The sequence below is a fragment of the Abyssibius alkaniclasticus genome (genome assembly GCF_020447305.1).
In the GTDB taxonomy this organism is placed as follows: domain Bacteria; phylum Pseudomonadota; class Alphaproteobacteria; order Rhodobacterales; family Rhodobacteraceae; genus Abyssibius; species Abyssibius alkaniclasticus.
Genome location: NZ_CP095732.1, coordinates 365,217 through 383,275, shown reverse-complemented (window position 1 = coordinate 383,275; position 18,059 = coordinate 365,217). Strand labels below are relative to the sequence as shown.

The window sequence follows — 18,059 nt, the reverse complement described above, 5'->3', positions numbered from 1 at the left end:
ATGACCGCGTTGGTTTTGCGCCTTTTTTCTGGCCACTGGCGCGGGCTTGGGCTAAGCCAAGGTAAAAGGGCAGATGCCCGCCAAAGGAGTGGAGGCCGTTATGGCTGATGTAAATCGGGGCGACCGCCCGCTTTCACCGCATTTAAGCGTGTATCGCTTTCAGTTCACCATGCTCACCTCGATCCTGCACCGGATTACAGGTATGGGGCTGGCGGTTGCGGCGGCGCTGGTTGTGTGGTGGTTTCTGGCGCTGGCAATCGGCGAGGATTATTTCGAACTCGCCAATGCCATACTCACCTCGACCCTTGGCTATATCATCCTGATCATCGCGCTCTGGGGGCTGAGCTATCATTTGTGCAACGGTATTCGGCACCTGATGTGGGATATCGGCAAGGGCTTCAGCCTTGGTGCCGCCTATGCCAGCGCCATTGCGGTATTTGTTGGTGCGACCGTGCTGACAGTGCTTGTCATCATTCTGGCGCAGGGGGTTTGAACCATGAGCTTTAGAACCGACCGCCAGCGCGTTGAAGGTTTGGGCACCGCCCATGATGGTGTGCATCATTTCTGGCTGCAGCGCGTAACCGCGCTGGCGCTTGTTCCGCTGGCCATTCTGTTCGTGCTGCCCTTTGCCTATAATCTGGGCGGCGATTTTGAAGACATGCGCGCAGCCTATGCCCACCCCATCAACGCCATCATCGCCATTCTGTTTTTCGGGGTGATGTTCAGGCATCTGCAACTGGGCCTGCAGGTGGTCATTGAAGATTATGTGCCCGGCAAGGCTATGCGCCTCACCTGCCTGTTCCTGAATATCGGATTTTGCTGGCTGTTCGGGCTTGCCGCCGTGTTCGCCATCGCCCGCATCGCCTTTACGGCCTGAGTTTTCGGAGTTTCCATGTCCTACGAATTTGTCGATCATACCTATGATGTCGTGGTGGTCGGGGCCGGGGGTGCTGGGTTGCGCGCCACGCTTGGCATGGCCGAACAGGGGCTGAAAACCGCCTGTGTGACCAAGGTTTTCCCCACCCGCAGCCATACGGTTGCCGCCCAGGGCGGCATTGCCGCCAGCCTTGGCAATATGGGCCCCGATAACTGGCAGTGGCATATGTATGACACGATCAAAGGGTCTGACTGGCTGGGCGATATGGATGCGATGGAATATCTCGCCCGCGAAGCCCCCAAGGCGGTGTATGAGTTGGAGCATTACGGCGTGCCGTTCTCGCGCACCGAAAAGGGGCAGATCTATCAGCGCCCCTTTGGGGGCCATACCACCGAATTTGGCGAAGGCCCGCCCGTGCAGCGCACCTGTGCCGCCGCCGACCGCACCGGCCATGCGATTTTGCACACGCTTTATGGTCAGAGCCTCAAGCATAATGCCGAGTTTTACATCGAGTATTTCGCGATTGACCTGATCATGTCCAAGGACGGGGTCTGCCAGGGCGTGCTGGCCTGGAAGCTGGATGACGGCACGATGCACCGTTTCAACGCCAAAATGGTGGTGCTGGCCACGGGCGGCTATGGCCGTGCCTATTTTTCGGCCACCTCGGCGCATACCTGCACCGGCGATGGGGGCGGTATGGTGGCGCGCGCGGGCCTGCCCTTGCAGGATATGGAATTCGTGCAGTTCCACCCCACGGGCATTTACGGTTCCGGCTGTCTGATCACCGAAGGGGCGCGCGGCGAGGGCGGCTATCTAACCAACTCGGAAGGCGAGCGTTTCATGGAGCGTTACGCGCCGACCTATAAAGACCTTGCCAGCCGCGACGTGGTTTCGCGCTGCATCACTATGGAAATTCGTGAAGGGCGCGGGGTTGGGCCGGAAAAAGACCATATGTTCCTGCATCTGGACCATTTGCCCCCCGAAGCCCTGGCCGAACGCCTGCCCGGCATTTCCGAAAGCGCGAAAATTTTTGCCGGCGTGGATGTGAATAAAGAGCCGATCCCGATCATTCCGACCGTGCATTACAATATGGGCGGTATCCCCACGAATTACTGGGGCGAGGTGCTGAATGCCGATGCCGAAAACCCCGAGCGCATCCAGCCCGGTCTGATGGCCGTGGGCGAGGCGGGTTGTGCAAGCGTTCATGGCGCCAACCGGCTTGGCTCAAATTCATTGATCGACCTTGTGGTCTTTGGCCGCGCGGCGGCGATCAGGGCGGGCAAGGTTGTCGACCCCGAAGCCGGCAACGCGCCGCTGAATCAGGAGTCGGTCGATGCCTCGATGGCGCGGTTCGATGCGCTGCGCCACGCACGCGGCAACACCAGCACCGCCGAGTTGCGTCTGACCATGCAAAAAGCCATGCAGGCCGATGCCGCCGTGTTCCGCACCGACAAAACCCTTGCCGAGGGTTGCGCGAAAATGGCCGCGCTTGCCAGGCAGATGAGCGACATCAAGGTCACCGACCGCAGCCTGATCTGGAACAGCGACCTGATGGAAACGCTGGAACTGACAAACCTGATGCCAAACGCGCTGGCCACCATTGTTGGCGCCGAGGCGCGCAAGGAAAGCCGGGGCGCCCATGCCCATGAGGATTACAAGGAGCGCGACGACAAAAACTGGCGAAAACATACACTTGCATGGGTGGGGGATGACGGCGCGGTCAAATTGGACTATCGTCCTGTGCATGTAGACCCGCTGACAGCCGAGTCTGAAGGTGGTATAGAGCTGAAGAAGATCGCCCCAAAGGCGCGTGTATATTAAGGAACGCGGCATGAAAACCGGCGCTATATTGGCAGTGGGACTGGCGGCAACAGCCGCCTGCACGCCTGTCTATGAAAGCTACACCCGGATTGAGGCCATCGAATTCTGCCAGCAAAAAGCCCGCGAGGCTGCCGGGCCGACCGGCGAAGCGACGGTGGGTGTCAACTCGCGCACCGGGCCGAATTTCGGCCTGTCGATCAACCTGTCAGATGACTATCTGCGGGGCCGTGATCCGGCACAAGTCTATGAGCAATGTATGACCAATCTGGCCGCAAGAGGCCAAATTTCGGAGGGTTCGTAATGACCATCAAGACCGCAATCGTCGCCGTGCTTATGCTGGGCACGCTTTCTGCATGTGAAAACGTAACCGGCGCCTATGAGCGCGGCGCCGTCTCGCGCCAGGGTGTTCAACTGCCGGAAGGGATTGTGCTTTCGCCCAATGATACCGCGATCTGGAACAATATGAGCGATGCCGAGCGTCAGCGCGCCATCCAGTTCCTTGTCAATGGCGGCACGGTCGCAGGCTCGGTGGGCGGGGCGTAAGGCGGCTCCAGATCCCGGAATCCGGGTTGCACGCATTGCGCTTTTTGGGCAATGACCCGTGCTTTGCCCCTGAGGCATGGCAGGGCGTGGCGTGGCATGGCTGAGGGCGGAGATTACGTGCGCTTTTCAAATGTGAGTCAGCGCCAAGATACTGGAAGCCAGTGCCGAAAACCGTTAAACCCGAAACATCAGATACGCACCGCCTAAAAGGACACGCATATGGTTGAACTCGCCCTTCCGAAAAATTCGCGTATGCGGGTTGGAAAAACCTGGCCCAAACCGTCCAGCGGCAATTTGCGCGCCTTTCGCATTTACCGATGGGACCCGGATGCAGGTGAAACCCCGCGGATCGATACCTATTGGCTGGATATGGATAGCTGCGGGCCAATGGTGCTGGACGCGCTGATCAAGATCAAGAACGAGATCGACCCCACACTGACCTTCCGCCGTTCTTGCCGCGAGGGGATTTGCGGGTCTTGTGCGATGAATATCGACGGGATCAACACGCTGGCCTGCATCTACGGGCTGGACGAGGTGAAGGGCGATGTCAAAATCTACCCCCTGCCGCATATGCCCGTGGTGAAAGACCTGATCCCGGACCTTACGCATTTCTATGCCCAGCACGCCAGCATCATGCCGTGGCTGGAGACCAAAACCAACAAACCCGCCGCCGAGTGGCGCCAGTCGATCGACGACCGCAAGAAGCTCGACGGGTTGTATGAATGCGTGATGTGCGCCTGCTGTTCCACCTCTTGCCCAAGCTATTGGTGGAATGGCGACCGTTACCTTGGCCCGGCCGCGCTGCTGCACGCCTATCGCTGGATTGTGGATAGTCGTGATGAGGCAACCGGCGAACGGCTGGATGCGCTGAACGACCCGTTCAAGCTGTATCGTTGCCATACGATCATGAACTGCACGCGCACCTGCCCCAAAGGGCTGAACCCCGCCAAGGCGATTGGCGAAATCAAGAAAATGATGGTCGAGCGGGTGGTGTAGGACCGTGGCGGCCGAAAGTTTCTGGGCCGCCATCGCGCTTTCAGGCATTGCGGGGGCGGCCATTCCGCTGGGCGGCGCCATCTCCGCCATTGACCGCATTCGCCCCAACTGGCTGGAACAGGAATTGCGCCACACGGTTGCCGCTTTCGGCGGGGGCGCCCTGCTGTCTGCCGTGGCGCTGGTATTGCTGCCCGAAGGCACCGCGCGGGTTGGCCCCGGCCTTGCGCTGCTGCTGTTCGGGCTGGGTGGGCTGGCCTTTTTCATTGTCGACCGCGCGCTGCATGAACGCGGCAGTTCCACCGCGCAACTGCTGGCGATGCTGCTCGATTTTCTGCCCGAAGCAATGGCACTTGGCGCGCTTTTGGTCAGCGACCGGGCGACGGCTTTGCTGCTGGCCATTCTTATTGCGCTGCAAAACATTCCCGAAGCCTTTACCGCTTTTCGCGAGCTGAAATCGAGTTCGGCCATACGCACTGGGCGGCTTTTGCTGCTCTTTGCGGCCATCGCGCTTCTGGGGCCATTGGCGGCGATACTGGGTGAGGAGGTGCTGATCAACCTGCCCGGGCTGCTTGGCGGCATCATGCTGTTTGCGGGGGGCGGCATTCTCTATCTGATTTTCGCCGATATCGCCCCGCAGGCCAGGCTCGATCAGCACTGGGCGCCGCCGCTTGGCGCGGTTGGCGGGTTCATGCTTGGCCTTGCCGGGTCGCTGTTTATCGGCTGAAGCGGCTTTCTTTCAGCCATGCGCTCGGCTCTTATATACGCATGAACAGAATCACCCCGCCCCCCGACGCCGATGCCCGCCGCGCCATAGCGCCGGTTATCTGCTATCCGACCGCAACGCTGCCCGCGCCCGACATGCCGAAACTTCTCGCCGCCCGCGCGTCATTGCAGCCAACTGGCGAGGTGCTTGTCCCGCCCCGCGATGCGCGCTGTTTTCGCGTGCCAGCGGGTCATTTCTTCCGCATCCATTCGGTTGAAGGCCCACAAGTTGGCGACCTCAACCTGTTCAACGCCGATGATCTGGCCGAGCGGTTCTATTCCGGCAAAACCCGCGCGCTGCATGGCAGCCATATCACGACGGGGGCGCGCATGTGGTCAGGCTTTCCGGCGCTGCGGCCTATGGCGACACTCACCCATGATACGCTTGCATGGTATGGGCGCGACGCATTTGGCGGGGCGGTGCATGATGTGATTGGCACACGCTGCGACCCCTATACGCATAAGCTGCTGTCGGGGGGCGAATATCATCACTGCTGCCATTCCAATCTGACCCGCGCCTTGGCGGCTGAAACCGGCATGGGGCTGCACGCGGCCGAGGCGCATGTGCATGACGTGCTGAATGTGTTCATGTGCACAGGCTTCACGCGTGATACCGGCCAGTATTTCATGAAGGCCAGCCCCGTGCGCCCCGGTGACTATCTGGAGTTCTATGCCGAGATCAACCTGCTTGGCGCGCTGTCGGCCTGCCCCGGCGGCGATTGTTCGGCCGAACATTCATCCGATGCCGCCGCCTGCTACCCGCTGAGGGTGGAGATTTTGCGCAGCCACGGCGAGCTGCCCGCCGCGCCCCTGCCAAACGGCTATTCCCGAAGCCACGGGCTCTAGGGCGGCGCGGCGGCGTCGGGCGTGCCGCTCTGTTGCGCCCGCGCCGCCTTGCAGCCTTGGCGCCCGGATCAGCCGTGCATGAAGTGCAGCTTGTTGAACCGCGCGCGCAATGCGGCCGTGCGCGGGGCGATGCTGGCAGGGTCATTGCTGCGCAGGGCTTCGGCCACAAGGGCGGCAATTTCGGGAATGTCATCAACCGTCACCCCCCAGCGCACCAGTTCCGGTGTGCCTATGCGCAGCCCGTTCATATCGCCCGCAACCGGCGCTATGGGCAGGCCGATGCCGCAGGCGAGAAACCCCGCCTTGCGCAGGGTCTTGCTGGCGGCCTGCCCGCCGCCAAAGCCTTTGGCCTCCAGCGCAAACTGGTGGCTGCTGGTTGCGCCTTGCGCCGTTTCAAACACCGGCAGGCCAAGGTCTTTCAGCGCATTGGCAAAGGCGCGGGCGGTGGCGATCATCGCCGCGCCATAAGCGGCACCAAAATCGCGCCAGTCGAGCATGGTCAGCGCCAGCGCCGCCGATTTCGCCGCATCGAAATTCGCGGTCATGCCGGGAAAGGCGATGGCGTCGAGCCCTTCGGCAATATCGGCCTCGTTCGTGACGATCAGGCCCGAAGCCGGGCCACCAAGGCTTTTATAGGTGCTCATCGTCATGATATGCGCACCCTCGGCCAGCGGGTTTTTCCACGCGCCGGAAGCGATGATCCCGCATTGATGCGCGGCATCAAACAGCAGCTTGGCCCCCACCTCATCGGCAATGTCGCGCAACTCGGCCACCGGATGCGCGAACAGGTTGAGGCTGGCACCGATGGTGATGAGCCTGGGGCGGACCTTGTGCGCCAGCGCGCGCAGGCCCGCAACATCGACCGTATAGCCATCGGCCAGCACGGGGGCTTCATGCGTGATGAGCCCGTAAAGCCCGGCGCAACCGGCGCCATGATGGGTGACATGGCCGCCAATGCTGGCCGGCGGGGCGATGATGCTATCGCCCGGTTTGCAGGTGGCCATGAAGGCGTAAAGGTTGCCAATCGCGCCTGATGGCACGCGGATTTCGGCGTATTTCGCGCCAAACACCTCGGCGGCCAGTTCCGCGGCAATCACCTCGATTTCCTCGATCGCCTCCAGCCCCATTTCGTATTTGTCGCCGGGGTAGCCAAGCGAAGGGCGGCTGCCAAGGCCAGCAGCCAAAGCCGCCTCGGCACGCGGGTTCATCACATTGGTGGCGGGGTTGAGGTTGAAGCACGCACGCTCGTGAATTTGCCGGTTGGCGGAAATCAGCGCGGCGATGCGGGCGGCACTATCGGTGCTGCTGCGCGTGGCGGTCTCATTGGCATAGCGCTGGATCAGGCTTTCGCAAGCGGCGGGCACCCAAGGGCGCATGGCAAGGTTGGTCATGGTCGGCTCCTGTTGCGGTTGGGGCAGTGTGGCGCGTCATGGGGCTTGTGCGCAAATCAGTTTTCTGAAAAATTAGGCTTAGGAAAGTTAAGCCAAATGCCCCCAATCCCATGCCAGTAGCCCCGCCGCGCCCCAAAGACCTGCCGCTGAATGCCCTGCGCGCCTTTGAGGCGGCCGCGCGGCTGCAAAGCTTTGTGCTGGCAGCGGGTGAGCTTGGGGTCACGCCCGGGGCGATTACCGCGCATATCAAGGGGCTGGAGGCGGCATTGGCCGCGCCGCTATTCATTCGCCATGCGCGCGGCGTGGCACCAACCCCGTTGGCGCGGCAGGTTCTGCCGGGTTTTGTGGCGGGGTTTGATGCGCTTGGCCAGGCCGCGCAAAGCCTGCGCGATGCGGCGGCGCCCCAGCATGTGCATATTGCCACATTGCCCGCGCTTGCCCAGCTTTGGCTTTCACCCCGCCTGCCGGGGTTGCGCGCGGTTGCGCCAGAGATCGAAATTTCGATCACCGCAATGGAAGCCCCGCCGAACCTGAAGCGCGCACCCTATCATTTATGCCTGTTCTACCAGAACAATCCGGCCCGCGATGCACTGGTGCCGGACGAGATTTTCCCTGTTTGCGCGCCAAGTCTTGCGGCGCAACTCAGCAGCCCTGCCGCGCTGGCGGATACGCTGCGCATTTCCGATGCCGTCTGGCAGGATGACTGGGCGCTTTGGGCAATGCAGGCCGCGCCGGGGTTGGAGCTTGCCGCCAACGGCCCGGCCTATTCGCTTTATGCGCTGGCGGTGGAAGAGGCGGTGAACGGTGCCGGGGTGCTGATGGGGCACGCTGCACTGGTTGAGCGGCATTTGCAAAGCGGTGCGCTGGTTGCGCCCTTTGCGGCGCGCGTAACATTGCCCCGCAGCCTGTGCCTATGGGCGGCGCGCCCCGCACAGGGCGGGGCCGTGGCGCGGGTGGCCGACTGGCTGCGCGCTGCAACTCAGGCGAATGCGGCCTCCAGCGCGATCTGAACCATGTCGCCAAAGCTGCGCTCGCGCGCCTCTGGCGGCAGGGATTCGTGGGTTTTGAGGTGGTCGCTGACCGTCAGCACCGCCAGCGCGCGGCAGCTATGGCGGGCGGCCAGCGTGTAAAGCTCGGCCGCTTCCATTTCCACCGCCAGAATGCCGTGGCGGGTAAGTTGTTCATCCAAAGCGGCATCTTCGGCATAGAACACATCCGATGAATAGATATTGCCGATATGCGTGGCAATGCCCGCCTTGGAAGCCGCAACCGCCGCGCCCAGCAGCAAGGACCAATCGGCGCAGGGCGCAAAATTCGCATGGCCAAACTGGCTGCGATTCATCGCGCTCGCATGGGTCGTGGCCATTGCCAGAACCACCTCGCGCAGCTTCACATGCGGCTGCATCCCCCCGCAAGAGCCGATGCGGATAAGGGTTTTCGCCCCGTATTGCTTGATCAGCTCATTCACATAAATCGAAAGCGAAGGCATACCCATGCCGGTGCCATGCACGGTGACGGGGTGGCCGTTCCAGCTGCCGGTCCAGCCCTCCATGCCGCGCACCTCGTTCACCAGGCGGGCATCGGTCAGGAAGCTCTGCGCCACCCAGCGCGCGCGGCGCGGATCGCCCGGTAAAAGCACAGTTTCGGCAATGTCGCCCTGTTTGGCGTTGATATGCGGGGTCATAAGCGGCCTTTCTGATGTTTGCGCTATTCTGCCGCCAATTCAGCGCCCTTGCCAGCGAGTTTCACCAGATCGCCCATAATTACGTTCAGATCAAAGTCTTTTGGCGTGTAGACCCGCGCCACACCTTCGGCGCACAGCGCCGCCGCATCATCGGGCGGGATGATACCGCCAACCACCACCGGCACATGGCCAAGCCCGGCTTTGGCCATGCGGGCCAGCGTTTCGCGCACCAGCGGCACATGGCTGCCCGACAGGATAGACAGGCCAAGCACATCGGCGCGCGCGTTTTCCACCGCCTGCACAATGGCTTCGGGTGTCATGCGAATGCCCTCATAAATCACCCGCATTCCGCAATCACGCGCGCGCACGGCGATTTGCTCGGCCCCGTTGGAATGCCCGTCGAGCCCCGGCTTGCCGATGACCAGCGTCAGGCGGCGCTGCGCCGTGCTGGCGAATGCGGCAATTTCGGCGCGCAAACCGTCAAGACCGATGGCCGAGTTCGAGATGGTTTCGCCAACCCCCGTTGGCGCGCGATACTCGCCGAAAATATCGCGCAAAGCCGCCGCCCATTCGCCCGTGGTTACCCCCGCTTTGGCGGCGATGATCGAGGCGGGCATGATGTTTTCCCCCGCTTCTGCCGCTGCGCGCAGCCCCGCCAGAGCCGCGCGCACAGCGCCTGCATCGCGCGCGGCGCGCCATGCGGCGAGCTTTTCGATCTGCTCCGCCTCGGCTGCCGGATCGACCACCAGAATCTTGCTGTCGCCGGTGGTCAGCGGGCTTGGCGCGCCGCCGGTATAGCGGTTCACGCCCACAACCGGGGTTTCGCCCGCCTCGATCCGGCCAAGTCGTGCGGCATTGCTGTCAACCAGCGCGCGTTTCATCGTGTCGATTGCCGCAACCGCGCCGCCCATTGCCGCAATCTGCGCCAGTTCCTTGCGCGCGGCGGCCACCAGTTCTGCAACCTTGCCCTCAACCACAGGGTTGCCATCGAACAGATCGTCATGGTCGAGCAGGTCGGTTTCCAGCGCCAAAATCTGCTGCATCCTGAGCGACCATTGCTGGTCCCACGGGCGGGGCAGGCCAAGTGCCTCGTTCCAGGCGGGCAGTTGCACGGCGCGCGCGCGCGCGTTCCTGGACAGGGTCACCGCCAGCATTTCCAGCACAATCCGCGTGGCGTTGTTTTCCGGCTGCTGTTCGGTCAGGCCAAGCGAGTTGACCTGCACACCATAGCGAAACCGCCTGTGGCGCGGGTCGGTCACGCCATAGCGTTCCAGACAAATCTCATCCCACAGGGCGACAAAGGCGCGCATCTTGCACATTTCGGTCACAAACCGGATGCCCGCATTCACAAAGAACGAGATCCGCCCGACCATTGCGGGAAAATCCTCGGCGGGCACCTGGCCCTGCACCTCGTCCAGCACGGCAATCGCGGTGGCCAGCGCAAAGGCCAGTTCCTGTTCCGGCGTCGCGCCCGCCTCTTGCAGATGGTAGGAACAGATATTCATCGGGTTCCATCTGGGCACAGCATTCAGGCAAAAGCTGGCAACATTGCCGATCAGCCGCAGGCTGGCCTCGGGCGGGAAAATATAGGTGCCGCGGCTCAGATATTCCTTGATCAGATCATTTTGCACCGTGCCTTGCAGCGCGGATATATCGGCGCCCTGCTCCTCGGCCACGGCAATGTAAAGCGCCAGCAGCCACGGGGCAGTGGCGTTGATGGTCATCGAGGTGTTCATCTGTTCCAGCGGGATCGCATCAAACAGCGCCCGCATATCGCCCAGATGGCCCACAGGCACGCCCACTTTGCCCACCTCGCCGCGCGCCAGCACATGGTCGCTGTCATAGCCGGTTTGCGTGGGCAGATCAAAAGCCACCGAAAGCCCGGTTTGCCCTTTCGCCAGATTATCGCGAAAAAGCTGGTTGGACGCCGCCGCCGTGGAATGCCCGGCATAGGTGCGGAAAAGCCAGGGTTTGTCGGGCATGATGAGTTCCTGCAAGCAATATAATTACGTTGAAACACTGATATTAGAAATATAGTGGCGCTGTCAATTCGCTGCACTGCAAAATCTTCGCAGATGCACAAATTTCTGGCGCTTTACCGCGGCCGGTTTCTCTGTCAGCTTCCAGCCATGTCGCAACCCGTCACGCTTCCCCTTTGGCTTTTGGTGCTGATATTGGCTTTTGCGGGCGTCACCTTTGCATCGCATTTCCTGTTTCCCTCGGTGCGCTGGTTTTTCCGGCGCCGGATGGAGCGGGTGGTGGCCCGCCTCAATGCGCGGCTTGAACGCCCCATCCAGCCCTTCAAGCTGATGCGCCGGCACGACATGATCATGCGCCTCATTCATGACCCCGACGTGATGGAGGCGGTGGTTGAAGAGGCCAGCAACACGGGCGTGCCCGAACAGGTGGTGCTGGAACGTGCCCGGCGCTATGCGCGCGAAATCGTGCCGGCCTTTTCCGCCTCGATCTATTTTGGCATCGCCACGCGCGCCGCACGCTTCATTGCGCGCATGTTCTACCATGTCCGCGTGGGAAATTTTGATGCGTCCGAATATAAAAGCCTTGACCGGGAAGCGACGGTGATCTTCGTGATGAACCATCGCTCGAATATGGATTATGTGCTGGTCACACATCTGGTGGCGGACCGTTCGGCGCTGTCCTATGCGGTGGGGGAATGGGCGCGTGTCTGGCCGCTTTCGCGGCTAATTCGCGCAATGGGGGCCTATTTCATCCGCCGCAAGGACAGCTCGCCGCTTTATCGACGCGTGCTTGCGCAATATGTGCGCATGGCCACCGATCAGGGCGTGACACAGGCCATCTTCCCCGAGGGCAGGCTTTCGCTGACCGGCGCATTGGCCCCCGCCAAGCTGGGGCTTTTGGCCTATATCATTGGCGGGCAGCGGCGCGGTGGGCGCGATGTCATCTTCGTGCCGGTCGCAATTTCATATGACCGTGTGCTTGAAGATCGTATCCTGACCGAGGCCGCCGAGGCGGGCGCGCGGCGGTTCCGCGCGCGCATTTCAAGCATTGTCGCCTTTGGCTTGCGCAACCTGTGGCGGCGATTGCGTGGGCGGTTCAAGCGTTTCGGCTATGCCGCTGTCAGTTTTGGCACACCGCAATCGCTGGAAAGTTTCATGGCGACCGGCCCGCGAGACCCGGCCAATGGCCTGGCCGATCTGCTGATGGGCCGTATCGCCAGGGTCATGACCGTGCTGCCCGTGCCGCTGGTTGCCGCCGCTTTGGGGGCCGACCGGCGCATCAGCCGCAGCGCGTTGCTGGCCCGCGCCGCAGCACTGGCCGCAACGCTCAAGGCGCAAGGCGCCAGCGTGCATTTGCCCCGATCCTCGGCGCAACTGGCCGCCGAATCTGGGCTGGATGCTTTGTGCCTGCACGGGCTGCTGGCCGAGTCGGACGGCGCAATCACCCTCGCCGATGAAAACGCCGCGCTCATCGCCTATTACGCGGCATCGGTGACAGAGGTGCAGAACGCAGTTGCAGCAGATTTTCCGGCATTTTCCGACCAAATTGAAACCGACAAGACATAAAATTGCGCAACATCATAAATCTGGGTTGCATTATTACCGCCTAAACGCTACTCCATCCCTGAAGCCGCCCGAAATGCGGGCTGCGCTTCGCAACTGCACAATGAGGGAAAGAGGGCATGGCCTTGGATCAGAATGCCGCAAACGCGCCGCAGCAAGACCTTTACGAGCTGGGGCAAATACCGCCGCTTGGCCATGTGCCCGCGCAAATGTATGCCTGGACCATACGGCGCGACCGTCACGGCGAGCCGGATAAAAGCTTTCAGGTCGAGGTGGTCGACACCCCGCAGATTGACAGCAACGAGGTGCTGATCTTCGTCATGGCGGCGGGCGTCAATTACAACGGGGTCTGGGCCGGGCTTGGCATTCCGCTTTCGCCCTTCGATGTGCATGGGGCCGATTACCATATCGCGGGCTCCGATGCGTCGGGCATCGTCTGGGCCGTGGGCGACAAGGTGAAACGCTGGAAGGTTGGCGATGAGGTTGTCGTGCATTGCAACCAGGATGATGGCGATGACGAGGAATGCAATGGCGGCGACCCGATGTTTTCGGAAAGCCAGCGCATTTGGGGCTATGAAACCCCCGATGGCAGCTTTGCGCAATTCGCGCGCGTGCAATCCCAGCAGCTTATGCACCGGCCCAAGCATTTAACATGGGAGGAATCGGCCTGTTATACGCTTACGCTGGCCACCGCTTACCGGATGCTGTTCGGCCACCGCCCGCATGTGCTGCGCCCGGGGCAGAACGTGCTGGTCTGGGGGGCATCCGGCGGGCTTGGCTCTTTTGCCATCCAGTTGATCAACACCGCAGGCGCCAATGCGATCGGGGTGATTTCCGATGAGGACAAGCGCGATTTCGTGCTGTCGCTTGGGGCAAAGGGCGTGATCAACCGCAAGGATTTCAACTGTTGGGGCCAGATGCCCACCGTCAATTCGCCGGAATACAAGACATGGCTGAAAGAGGCGCGCAGCTTTGGCAAGGCGATCTGGGAAATTACCGGCAAGGGCAACAATGTCGATATCGTGTTCGAACATCCGGGCGAGGCGACCTTCCCCGTTTCCACACTTGTGGTGAAAAAGGGCGGCATGGTCGTAATCTGCGCGGGCACAACGGGCTATAACCTGACCATCGATGCGCGCTATCTGTGGATGCACCAGAAACGCGTGCAGGGCAGCCATTTCGCCAATCTCAAACAGGCGAGCCAGGCCAACCAGCTTATGCTGGAACGCCGGATAGACCCCTGCATGTCAGAGGTATTCCCCTGGAGCCAGATTCCCGATGCGCATGTGAAAATGCGCGCCAACCAGCACAAGCCGGGCAATATGGCGGTGCTGGTCAACGCGCCGCGCACCGGATTGCGCACCTTTGAAGATGCGTGCGAGGCGGCCAGATCCTAGCAAATTTCAGCCACCGCGCGGCAATTGCCGCCGGTGGCTGGTCATGGCGGCGGGGCTGGTCTATCAAGCCTTATGAATGCCAGTATCATCCAGTTTTCCGACGATCAGGCCGAGGCCTATGACGGGATCACCGCCGCGCTTCTGGCGGCTGGTGTCGACCTTGACAACGCCCGCACCCTGCCAAAGGCTGAAGGCGAGGGGCAGGTTGTGGCCGTGCTGGGCAAGGCCGGGTCGGGCAAGACCATGCTGCTGGCCAAAATCGTCGAAGCCCTTGGCGAGGCGGGGGTGGAAACCGTGTCGCCCGACTATACGTCGCGCAAGAAATCGACCAGGCGCACGCTGGCTGTGCTGGCCCCCACCAACAAGGCCGCCAGCGTGTTGCGCAACCGTGGTGTGCCCGCAACAACCATCCACCGCATCATCTATTCCCCCATGTTCAGCCCCGAATATGAGGCGATAGCCGAATGGCTGACAGGCGATGCCGAGCGCCCCGAGGTTGAGGGGCTGACCGACACCGCCCTTGACCGCGCCAAGCTGTTTTACGAGGCGCATAAATCCATTCCCGGTGCCTTGGCGGCGGCGGGTCTGCGCGGGTCCGACTTCATTGCCGGCTGGAAGCGCCGCGAAGACCCGCTTGATATTGGGCTGGTCGATGAAAGCTCGATGCTCGATGACAGCCAGCTTGCCGATCTGCGCGAGATTTTCCACACGCTCGTGCTGGTGGGCGACCCGGCGCAACTGGCCCCTGTCGGCCAGTCGGGGGCCATGTCGTTTGACAAGCTTTCCGAGAAATCGCGCTTCTACCTCACCCGCGTGCATCGGCAGGACAGGGGCAACCCTATCCTTGACCTCGCCCATGCGCTGGGCGATGCGGCGCTTGATTTTCATACATTTGAGAAGATGATCGAAGACGCTGCCAGCCGCGATGATCGTGTCATCATCGCCCCGCGCGTGGATGCCGAAATGATGGCGCGCAGCCCCGTGCTGGTCTGGCGCAACGCCACGCGCATCCGCCTTATCCACGCCTTTCGCGCCGCTTACAGCGCGCCGGAACTGGAGCTTCTGCCCGGCGAGCCGCTGATCTGCGACGGTATCGAACTGCCGCTCAAACACCGCAAGAAGCGCATAGACCTTGAGGCGCGCGGCCTGATCAAAGGCGCGCAGGCCATCTATCTTGGCCCCGGCAAGAAGCCCGGCTTCTCCAAACTGTTCATGGTCGGCGCGCCCGAGCCCAGCGTCAACGTCGCCTCGATCATCCAGATCGAAGCGCCCGAGCGCGAAGAGCCCTTCATCCCCTATGCCGCGCGCATGGGGGCCAGCTTTTTGCACGGGGCGGCGGTGACCATCCACAAAGCCCAAGGCAGCCAATGGCCGCAAGTGCAGGTATTTGCGCCCGATCTTTATGCCGCCGCCCAGGCAGGCCGCAGCGAGGCGGGAATCGCGCTGTGGAAGCGGCTGGCCTATGTCGCCATTACCCGCGCCGAGGAACGGCTGCTCTGGGTCACACGCTACCGGCTTGGCCGCCCCGAAACCCCGCTTGGCACCGATGATCTGCCCCGGATCGAGGCCGAGACCGGCCTGCCCCTCTAGAAGCCCCTGCAAAAACGCCGAATTTTCGCGCGTCGGGCATGGTTTTTGGCAAATTCTATAGTATCACTTTCAAAAGCCCGGGGCAGACTCACGGGCAGGTGGGACAAATTAACCATGCGCAGTGCGATTTTGAAATTCATGAACCAGAAATGGGTTAGCCCGTTCATTCTGGCGGTTATTGTCGTCAACGCGATTGTTCTGGGGCTGCAAACCTCACCCAGTATCGAAGCGGCGATCGGCGGCGTGCTTGGGCTGATCGACACGCTTTGCCTTGGCATTTTTACGGTCGAGCTTGTGCTGAAGCTCATCGGCCAGGGGCCGCGGTTTTTCAAAGGCGGCTGGAATGTGTTTGACTTTCTGATCGTCGGCATTTCCCTTACCCCCGGCGCGGGCGGGCTTTCGGTGCTGCGCGCCTTGCGCATCTTGCGCGTGCTGCGGGTCATTTCCATTGCCCCCAGCCTGCGCCGCGTGGTCGAAGGCTTCATCACCGCACTGCCCGGCATGGCCTCGGTGTTTTTCCTGATGGCGCTTATCTTCTATATCGGCGCGGTCATGGCCACCAAGCTGTTTGGCGGGGTGTTTCCGCAATGGTTCGGCTCGATCGGGGAATCGGCCTATTCACTGTTCCAGATCATGACGCTGGAAAGCTGGTCGATGGGCATCGTGCGCCCGGTCATGGAGGTTTTTCCGCAAGCCTGGGCCTTCTTTGTGCCCTTCATCATGGTCACTACTTTCGCGGTTGTGAACCTGCTGGTCGGTCTGATCGTGAATTCCATGCAGGAAGCCGGTGCCGAGGATTCCAACTCGGCAACCGATGTGTATCGCACCGATGTGCTGGCCAGGCTCGACCAGATCGCGGCGCGGCTGGAGGCTTTGGAGAAACGCTAGCGCCGCAGCAGGCGGAAGGCTTCGGATGCCGCCCAGCCTGCGGCCAGTGCCACCAGCAGCGACAGAATGCCGTAAAGCAGCGGCTGTTCATGCGCCATGATGTAAATCCAGCGGCCAATGCCGGCCTTGCGCACGGCGATCACGCTGTCAACCACACCCAGCGCCACACGGTCGCGCGCCAGCAGAATGCGCACGGTATAATCGCCTTCCACAAGGTCGGAGGGCAGGGCGATGGCGGTGGAAAACAGGGTTTCCTGCTCCAGATCGACATGGCCGTCAATCTCGGCATACAGGCCCGATTTCTGGCGAATGCGCACCACGGCCTCGTTGAATGCGGGCACGTCATTGGTGCCGTTGGCCTCGCCCACCGTGCGCACCAGCCGGTCCAGGCCAATGCCATAGCGCAGCCGGTCGGTCGCGCTCAAGATCTCGGTCAGCTCGCCGGTTGTGGCAATGGTGTAAAGGCTGGGCGCGGCATCCACACGCACCGATTCCGTGTTCACCCAAATGCCCCAGCGGCGTTCTTTCTTGCGCACAATCAGGGGCCGCACCGGTCCGGTGACCATGATGACCACCTGCAAGGGGCCGGCATCTTCGGGCACGGGCGCATCGCGCGCGACGGCCCCGAAAATGAAAATCTCGGACCCGTCAAAATCGGCGGTGATCGAAACCCGGTTCTGGTTCATCGAGGCGATGATGGTTTCCTGTGCGGCCACAGGGGCGGCTACAGCAGCGGCCAGCAGAAACACCAGCAGGGCAAGTGCGCGGCGCATCACTCCGTGACCTCGCTGATCGAATACAGTTCGGACGGGGTCAGCACAAGGTCGGCGGCCAGTTTGAAACAGACGATCAGCACCAGCATGGCCAGCAAAATGCGTAACTGCTCGGCCTTCATGCGCATCCCGATGCGGGTGCCGAACTGCGCACCGATCACCCCGCCAATCAGCAGAATCAGCGCGAGCAGCGCATCAACCGTCTGGTTTTCAACCGCGTGCATGATCGAGGTGGCCGCGGTGACAAAGATGATCTGGAAGAGCGATGTGCCGACCACAACCTTGGTGGGCATTCCCAGGATATAGATCATGGCTGGCAGCATGATAAAGCCGCCCCCCACGCCCATGATCGCCGCCAGAACCCCGACCATGACCCCGATGATGATTGGCGGAATGACCGAAATATAAAGGTTGGAGACCCGGAACCGCATACGCAGCGGCATGTGATGCACCCAGGTATGCCGCTTGCGCGTGGGCTGGGCGCGCCCGCCGCGCGTGGCGCGAATGGCGCGCAGGCTTTCCACGAACATCAGCGCGCCTATGGCCCCAAGAAACACCACATAGAACAGGGTGACCATAAGCTCCACCTGCCCGAGCGCGGTGAGATAGGCAAAGACCTGCACCCCCACGGCCGAGCCGACAAGCCCGCCGCCCAGCAGCACCAGCCCCATGCGAAAATCGACCGTGCGGCGGCGCACATGCGCCAGCAGGCCCGAAAAGGACGAGGCGACAATCTGGTTGGCCTGAGTGCCCACAGCCACGGCGGGCGGAATGCCGATGAAGAACAAAAGCGGCGTCATCAGAAACCCGCCCCCCACGCCGAACATGCCCGAAAGCAGGCCCACAAGGCCGCCAAGGCCGAGCAGCAGGAACAGGTTCACCGAGACTTCGGCTATGGGAAGGTAAATTTGCACGACTCACCTGCAAATGACTTGGCCAGCCATACCGC

Annotated in this window: 18 protein-coding genes; 13 read left to right on the top strand and 5 right to left on the bottom strand. The window is 61.8% G+C overall.

Annotated elements, in window-relative coordinates; translation table 11 throughout:
• The first annotated feature begins 100 nt into the window (after positions 1-100).
• The 8 genes from sdhC (at position 101) to LGT41_RS02020 (ending at position 5,845) form a co-directional block, all read left to right on the top strand.
• Entirely contained in the window at positions 101-493 is a 393-nt protein-coding gene (gene sdhC, locus LGT41_RS02055; protein WP_274128361.1) for a succinate dehydrogenase, cytochrome b556 subunit, read from the top strand.
• A gap of 3 nt (positions 494-496) precedes the next feature.
• Positions 497-877 carry a succinate dehydrogenase, hydrophobic membrane anchor protein gene (gene sdhD / locus LGT41_RS02050; RefSeq protein ID WP_274128360.1) on the top strand — a complete coding sequence of 127 codons (381 nt, stop codon included), beginning with the start codon at positions 497-499 and terminating at the stop codon, positions 875-877.
• A 15-nt stretch (positions 878-892) separates the two neighbouring features.
• A complete protein-coding gene (gene sdhA, locus LGT41_RS02045; protein ID WP_274128359.1) occupies positions 893-2,698 on the top strand; it encodes a succinate dehydrogenase flavoprotein subunit in 1,806 nt (601 codons plus the stop codon).
• A gap of 10 nt (positions 2,699-2,708) precedes the next feature.
• Entirely contained in the window at positions 2,709-2,999 is a 291-nt protein-coding gene (locus LGT41_RS02040; protein ID WP_274128358.1) for a hypothetical protein, read from the top strand.
• The gene (locus tag LGT41_RS02035) at positions 2,999-3,241 is read left to right on the top strand and encodes a hypothetical protein (RefSeq protein ID WP_274128357.1); all 243 of its coding nucleotides are present in this window, start codon (positions 2,999-3,001) and stop codon (positions 3,239-3,241) included. Before LGT41_RS02040 ends, LGT41_RS02035 begins: the two co-directional genes overlap by 1 nt.
• Positions 3,242-3,460: 219 nt before the next feature.
• Positions 3,461-4,237, top strand: coding sequence for a succinate dehydrogenase iron-sulfur subunit (locus tag LGT41_RS02030; protein ID WP_274128356.1), 777 nt, complete (start codon positions 3,461-3,463; stop codon positions 4,235-4,237).
• A 4-nt stretch (positions 4,238-4,241) separates the two neighbouring features.
• Positions 4,242-4,961: a ZIP family metal transporter gene (locus tag LGT41_RS02025; RefSeq protein WP_274128355.1), complete on the top strand. Its 720-nt coding sequence runs from the start codon at positions 4,242-4,244 to the stop codon at positions 4,959-4,961.
• Between the two features lie 41 nt (positions 4,962-5,002).
• Complete coding sequence (locus tag LGT41_RS02020) at positions 5,003-5,845, top strand: urea carboxylase-associated family protein (protein ID WP_274128354.1); 843 nt, start codon at positions 5,003-5,005, stop codon at positions 5,843-5,845.
• Between the two features lie 68 nt (positions 5,846-5,913).
• On the opposite strand, the gene LGT41_RS02015 is transcribed toward LGT41_RS02020, so the two are convergent.
• Positions 5,914-7,236 (bottom strand): serine hydroxymethyltransferase, encoded by a 1,323-nt coding sequence (locus tag LGT41_RS02015; protein WP_274128353.1) that lies wholly within the window; start codon positions 7,234-7,236, stop codon positions 5,914-5,916.
• 110 nt (positions 7,237-7,346) lie between these two features.
• Here LGT41_RS02015 and LGT41_RS02010 point away from each other — a divergent pair, with 110 nt between their 5' ends.
• Positions 7,347-8,246 (top strand): LysR family transcriptional regulator, encoded by a 900-nt coding sequence (locus LGT41_RS02010; RefSeq protein ID WP_274128351.1) that lies wholly within the window; start codon positions 7,347-7,349, stop codon positions 8,244-8,246.
• Here the strand turns inward: LGT41_RS02010 and deoD are convergent.
• Together deoD and LGT41_RS02000 are read right to left on the bottom strand one after the other, a co-directional pair.
• Positions 8,216-8,920: a purine-nucleoside phosphorylase gene (gene deoD, locus LGT41_RS02005; RefSeq protein ID WP_274128349.1), complete on the bottom strand. Its 705-nt coding sequence runs from the start codon at positions 8,918-8,920 to the stop codon at positions 8,216-8,218. The two genes, LGT41_RS02010 and deoD, sit on opposite strands and share 31 nt — an antisense overlap.
• A 23-nt stretch (positions 8,921-8,943) precedes the next feature.
• Complete coding sequence (locus LGT41_RS02000) at positions 8,944-10,902, bottom strand: methylmalonyl-CoA mutase family protein (protein ID WP_274128347.1); 1,959 nt, start codon at positions 10,900-10,902, stop codon at positions 8,944-8,946.
• 147 nt (positions 10,903-11,049) lie between these two features.
• On the opposite strand from LGT41_RS02000, the gene LGT41_RS01995 reads away from it, so the two are divergent.
• The 4 genes from LGT41_RS01995 to LGT41_RS01980 all read left to right on the top strand — a co-directional run bounded on the left by LGT41_RS01995 (position 11,050) and on the right by LGT41_RS01980 (position 16,337).
• Positions 11,050-12,465, top strand: a complete 1,416-nt coding sequence (locus tag LGT41_RS01995; protein WP_274128345.1) for a 1-acyl-sn-glycerol-3-phosphate acyltransferase — start codon at positions 11,050-11,052, stop codon at positions 12,463-12,465.
• Between the two features lie 116 nt (positions 12,466-12,581).
• Positions 12,582-13,859 (top strand): crotonyl-CoA carboxylase/reductase, encoded by a 1,278-nt coding sequence (gene ccrA, locus LGT41_RS01990; protein WP_274128343.1) that lies wholly within the window; start codon positions 12,582-12,584, stop codon positions 13,857-13,859.
• Positions 13,860-13,931: 72 nt separating this feature from the next.
• Positions 13,932-15,449 carry an ATP-dependent DNA helicase gene (locus tag LGT41_RS01985; RefSeq protein ID WP_274128342.1) on the top strand — a complete coding sequence of 506 codons (1,518 nt, stop codon included), beginning with the start codon at positions 13,932-13,934 and terminating at the stop codon, positions 15,447-15,449.
• Between the two features lie 114 nt (positions 15,450-15,563).
• Positions 15,564-16,337 carry an ion transporter gene (locus LGT41_RS01980; RefSeq protein WP_274128341.1) on the top strand — a complete coding sequence of 258 codons (774 nt, stop codon included), beginning with the start codon at positions 15,564-15,566 and terminating at the stop codon, positions 16,335-16,337.
• On the opposite strand, the gene LGT41_RS01975 is transcribed toward LGT41_RS01980, so the two are convergent.
• Together LGT41_RS01975 and LGT41_RS01970 are read right to left on the bottom strand one after the other, a co-directional pair.
• Entirely contained in the window at positions 16,334-17,110 is a 777-nt protein-coding gene (locus tag LGT41_RS01975) for a TIGR02186 family protein (protein ID WP_274128340.1), read from the bottom strand. The two genes, LGT41_RS01980 and LGT41_RS01975, sit on opposite strands and share 4 nt — an antisense overlap.
• On the bottom strand, positions 17,110-18,024 hold the full coding sequence (locus LGT41_RS01970) for a sulfite exporter TauE/SafE family protein (RefSeq protein ID WP_274128338.1): 915 nt from the start codon (positions 18,022-18,024) through the stop codon (positions 17,110-17,112). Before LGT41_RS01970 ends, LGT41_RS01975 begins: the two co-directional genes overlap by 1 nt.
• Positions 18,025-18,059: the final 35 nt, after the last annotated feature.

What these genes read in the sequence shown, in the direction of transcription:
- LGT41_RS01985 (WP_274128342.1), top strand. Translation starts at nt 13,932, where the DNA reads ATGAATGCCAGTATCATCCAGTTTTCCGACGATCAGGCCGAGGCCTAT.
- LGT41_RS02040 (WP_274128358.1), top strand. Translation starts at nt 2,709, where the DNA reads ATGAAAACCGGCGCTATATTGGCAGTGGGACTGGCGGCAACAGCCGCC.
- sdhA (WP_274128359.1), top strand. Translation starts at nt 893, where the DNA reads ATGTCCTACGAATTTGTCGATCATACCTATGATGTCGTGGTGGTCGGG.
- deoD (WP_274128349.1), bottom strand. Translation starts at nt 8,920, where the DNA reads ATGACCCCGCATATCAACGCCAAACAGGGCGACATTGCCGAAACTGTG.
- LGT41_RS01980 (WP_274128341.1), top strand. Translation starts at nt 15,564, where the DNA reads ATGCGCAGTGCGATTTTGAAATTCATGAACCAGAAATGGGTTAGCCCG.
- LGT41_RS02020 (WP_274128354.1), top strand. Translation starts at nt 5,003, where the DNA reads ATGAACAGAATCACCCCGCCCCCCGACGCCGATGCCCGCCGCGCCATA.
- LGT41_RS02015 (WP_274128353.1), bottom strand. Translation starts at nt 7,236, where the DNA reads ATGACCAACCTTGCCATGCGCCCTTGGGTGCCCGCCGCTTGCGAAAGC.
- LGT41_RS02010 (WP_274128351.1), top strand. Translation starts at nt 7,347, where the DNA reads ATGCCAGTAGCCCCGCCGCGCCCCAAAGACCTGCCGCTGAATGCCCTG.
- sdhD (WP_274128360.1), top strand. Translation starts at nt 497, where the DNA reads ATGAGCTTTAGAACCGACCGCCAGCGCGTTGAAGGTTTGGGCACCGCC.
- ccrA (WP_274128343.1), top strand. Translation starts at nt 12,582, where the DNA reads ATGGCCTTGGATCAGAATGCCGCAAACGCGCCGCAGCAAGACCTTTAC.
- LGT41_RS01975 (WP_274128340.1), bottom strand. Translation starts at nt 17,110, where the DNA reads ATGCGCCGCGCACTTGCCCTGCTGGTGTTTCTGCTGGCCGCTGCTGTA.
- LGT41_RS02035 (WP_274128357.1), top strand. Translation starts at nt 2,999, where the DNA reads ATGACCATCAAGACCGCAATCGTCGCCGTGCTTATGCTGGGCACGCTT.
- sdhC (WP_274128361.1), top strand. Translation starts at nt 101, where the DNA reads ATGGCTGATGTAAATCGGGGCGACCGCCCGCTTTCACCGCATTTAAGC.
- LGT41_RS02030 (WP_274128356.1), top strand. Translation starts at nt 3,461, where the DNA reads ATGGTTGAACTCGCCCTTCCGAAAAATTCGCGTATGCGGGTTGGAAAA.
- LGT41_RS01995 (WP_274128345.1), top strand. Translation starts at nt 11,050, where the DNA reads ATGTCGCAACCCGTCACGCTTCCCCTTTGGCTTTTGGTGCTGATATTG.
- LGT41_RS02000 (WP_274128347.1), bottom strand. Translation starts at nt 10,902, where the DNA reads ATGCCCGACAAACCCTGGCTTTTCCGCACCTATGCCGGGCATTCCACG.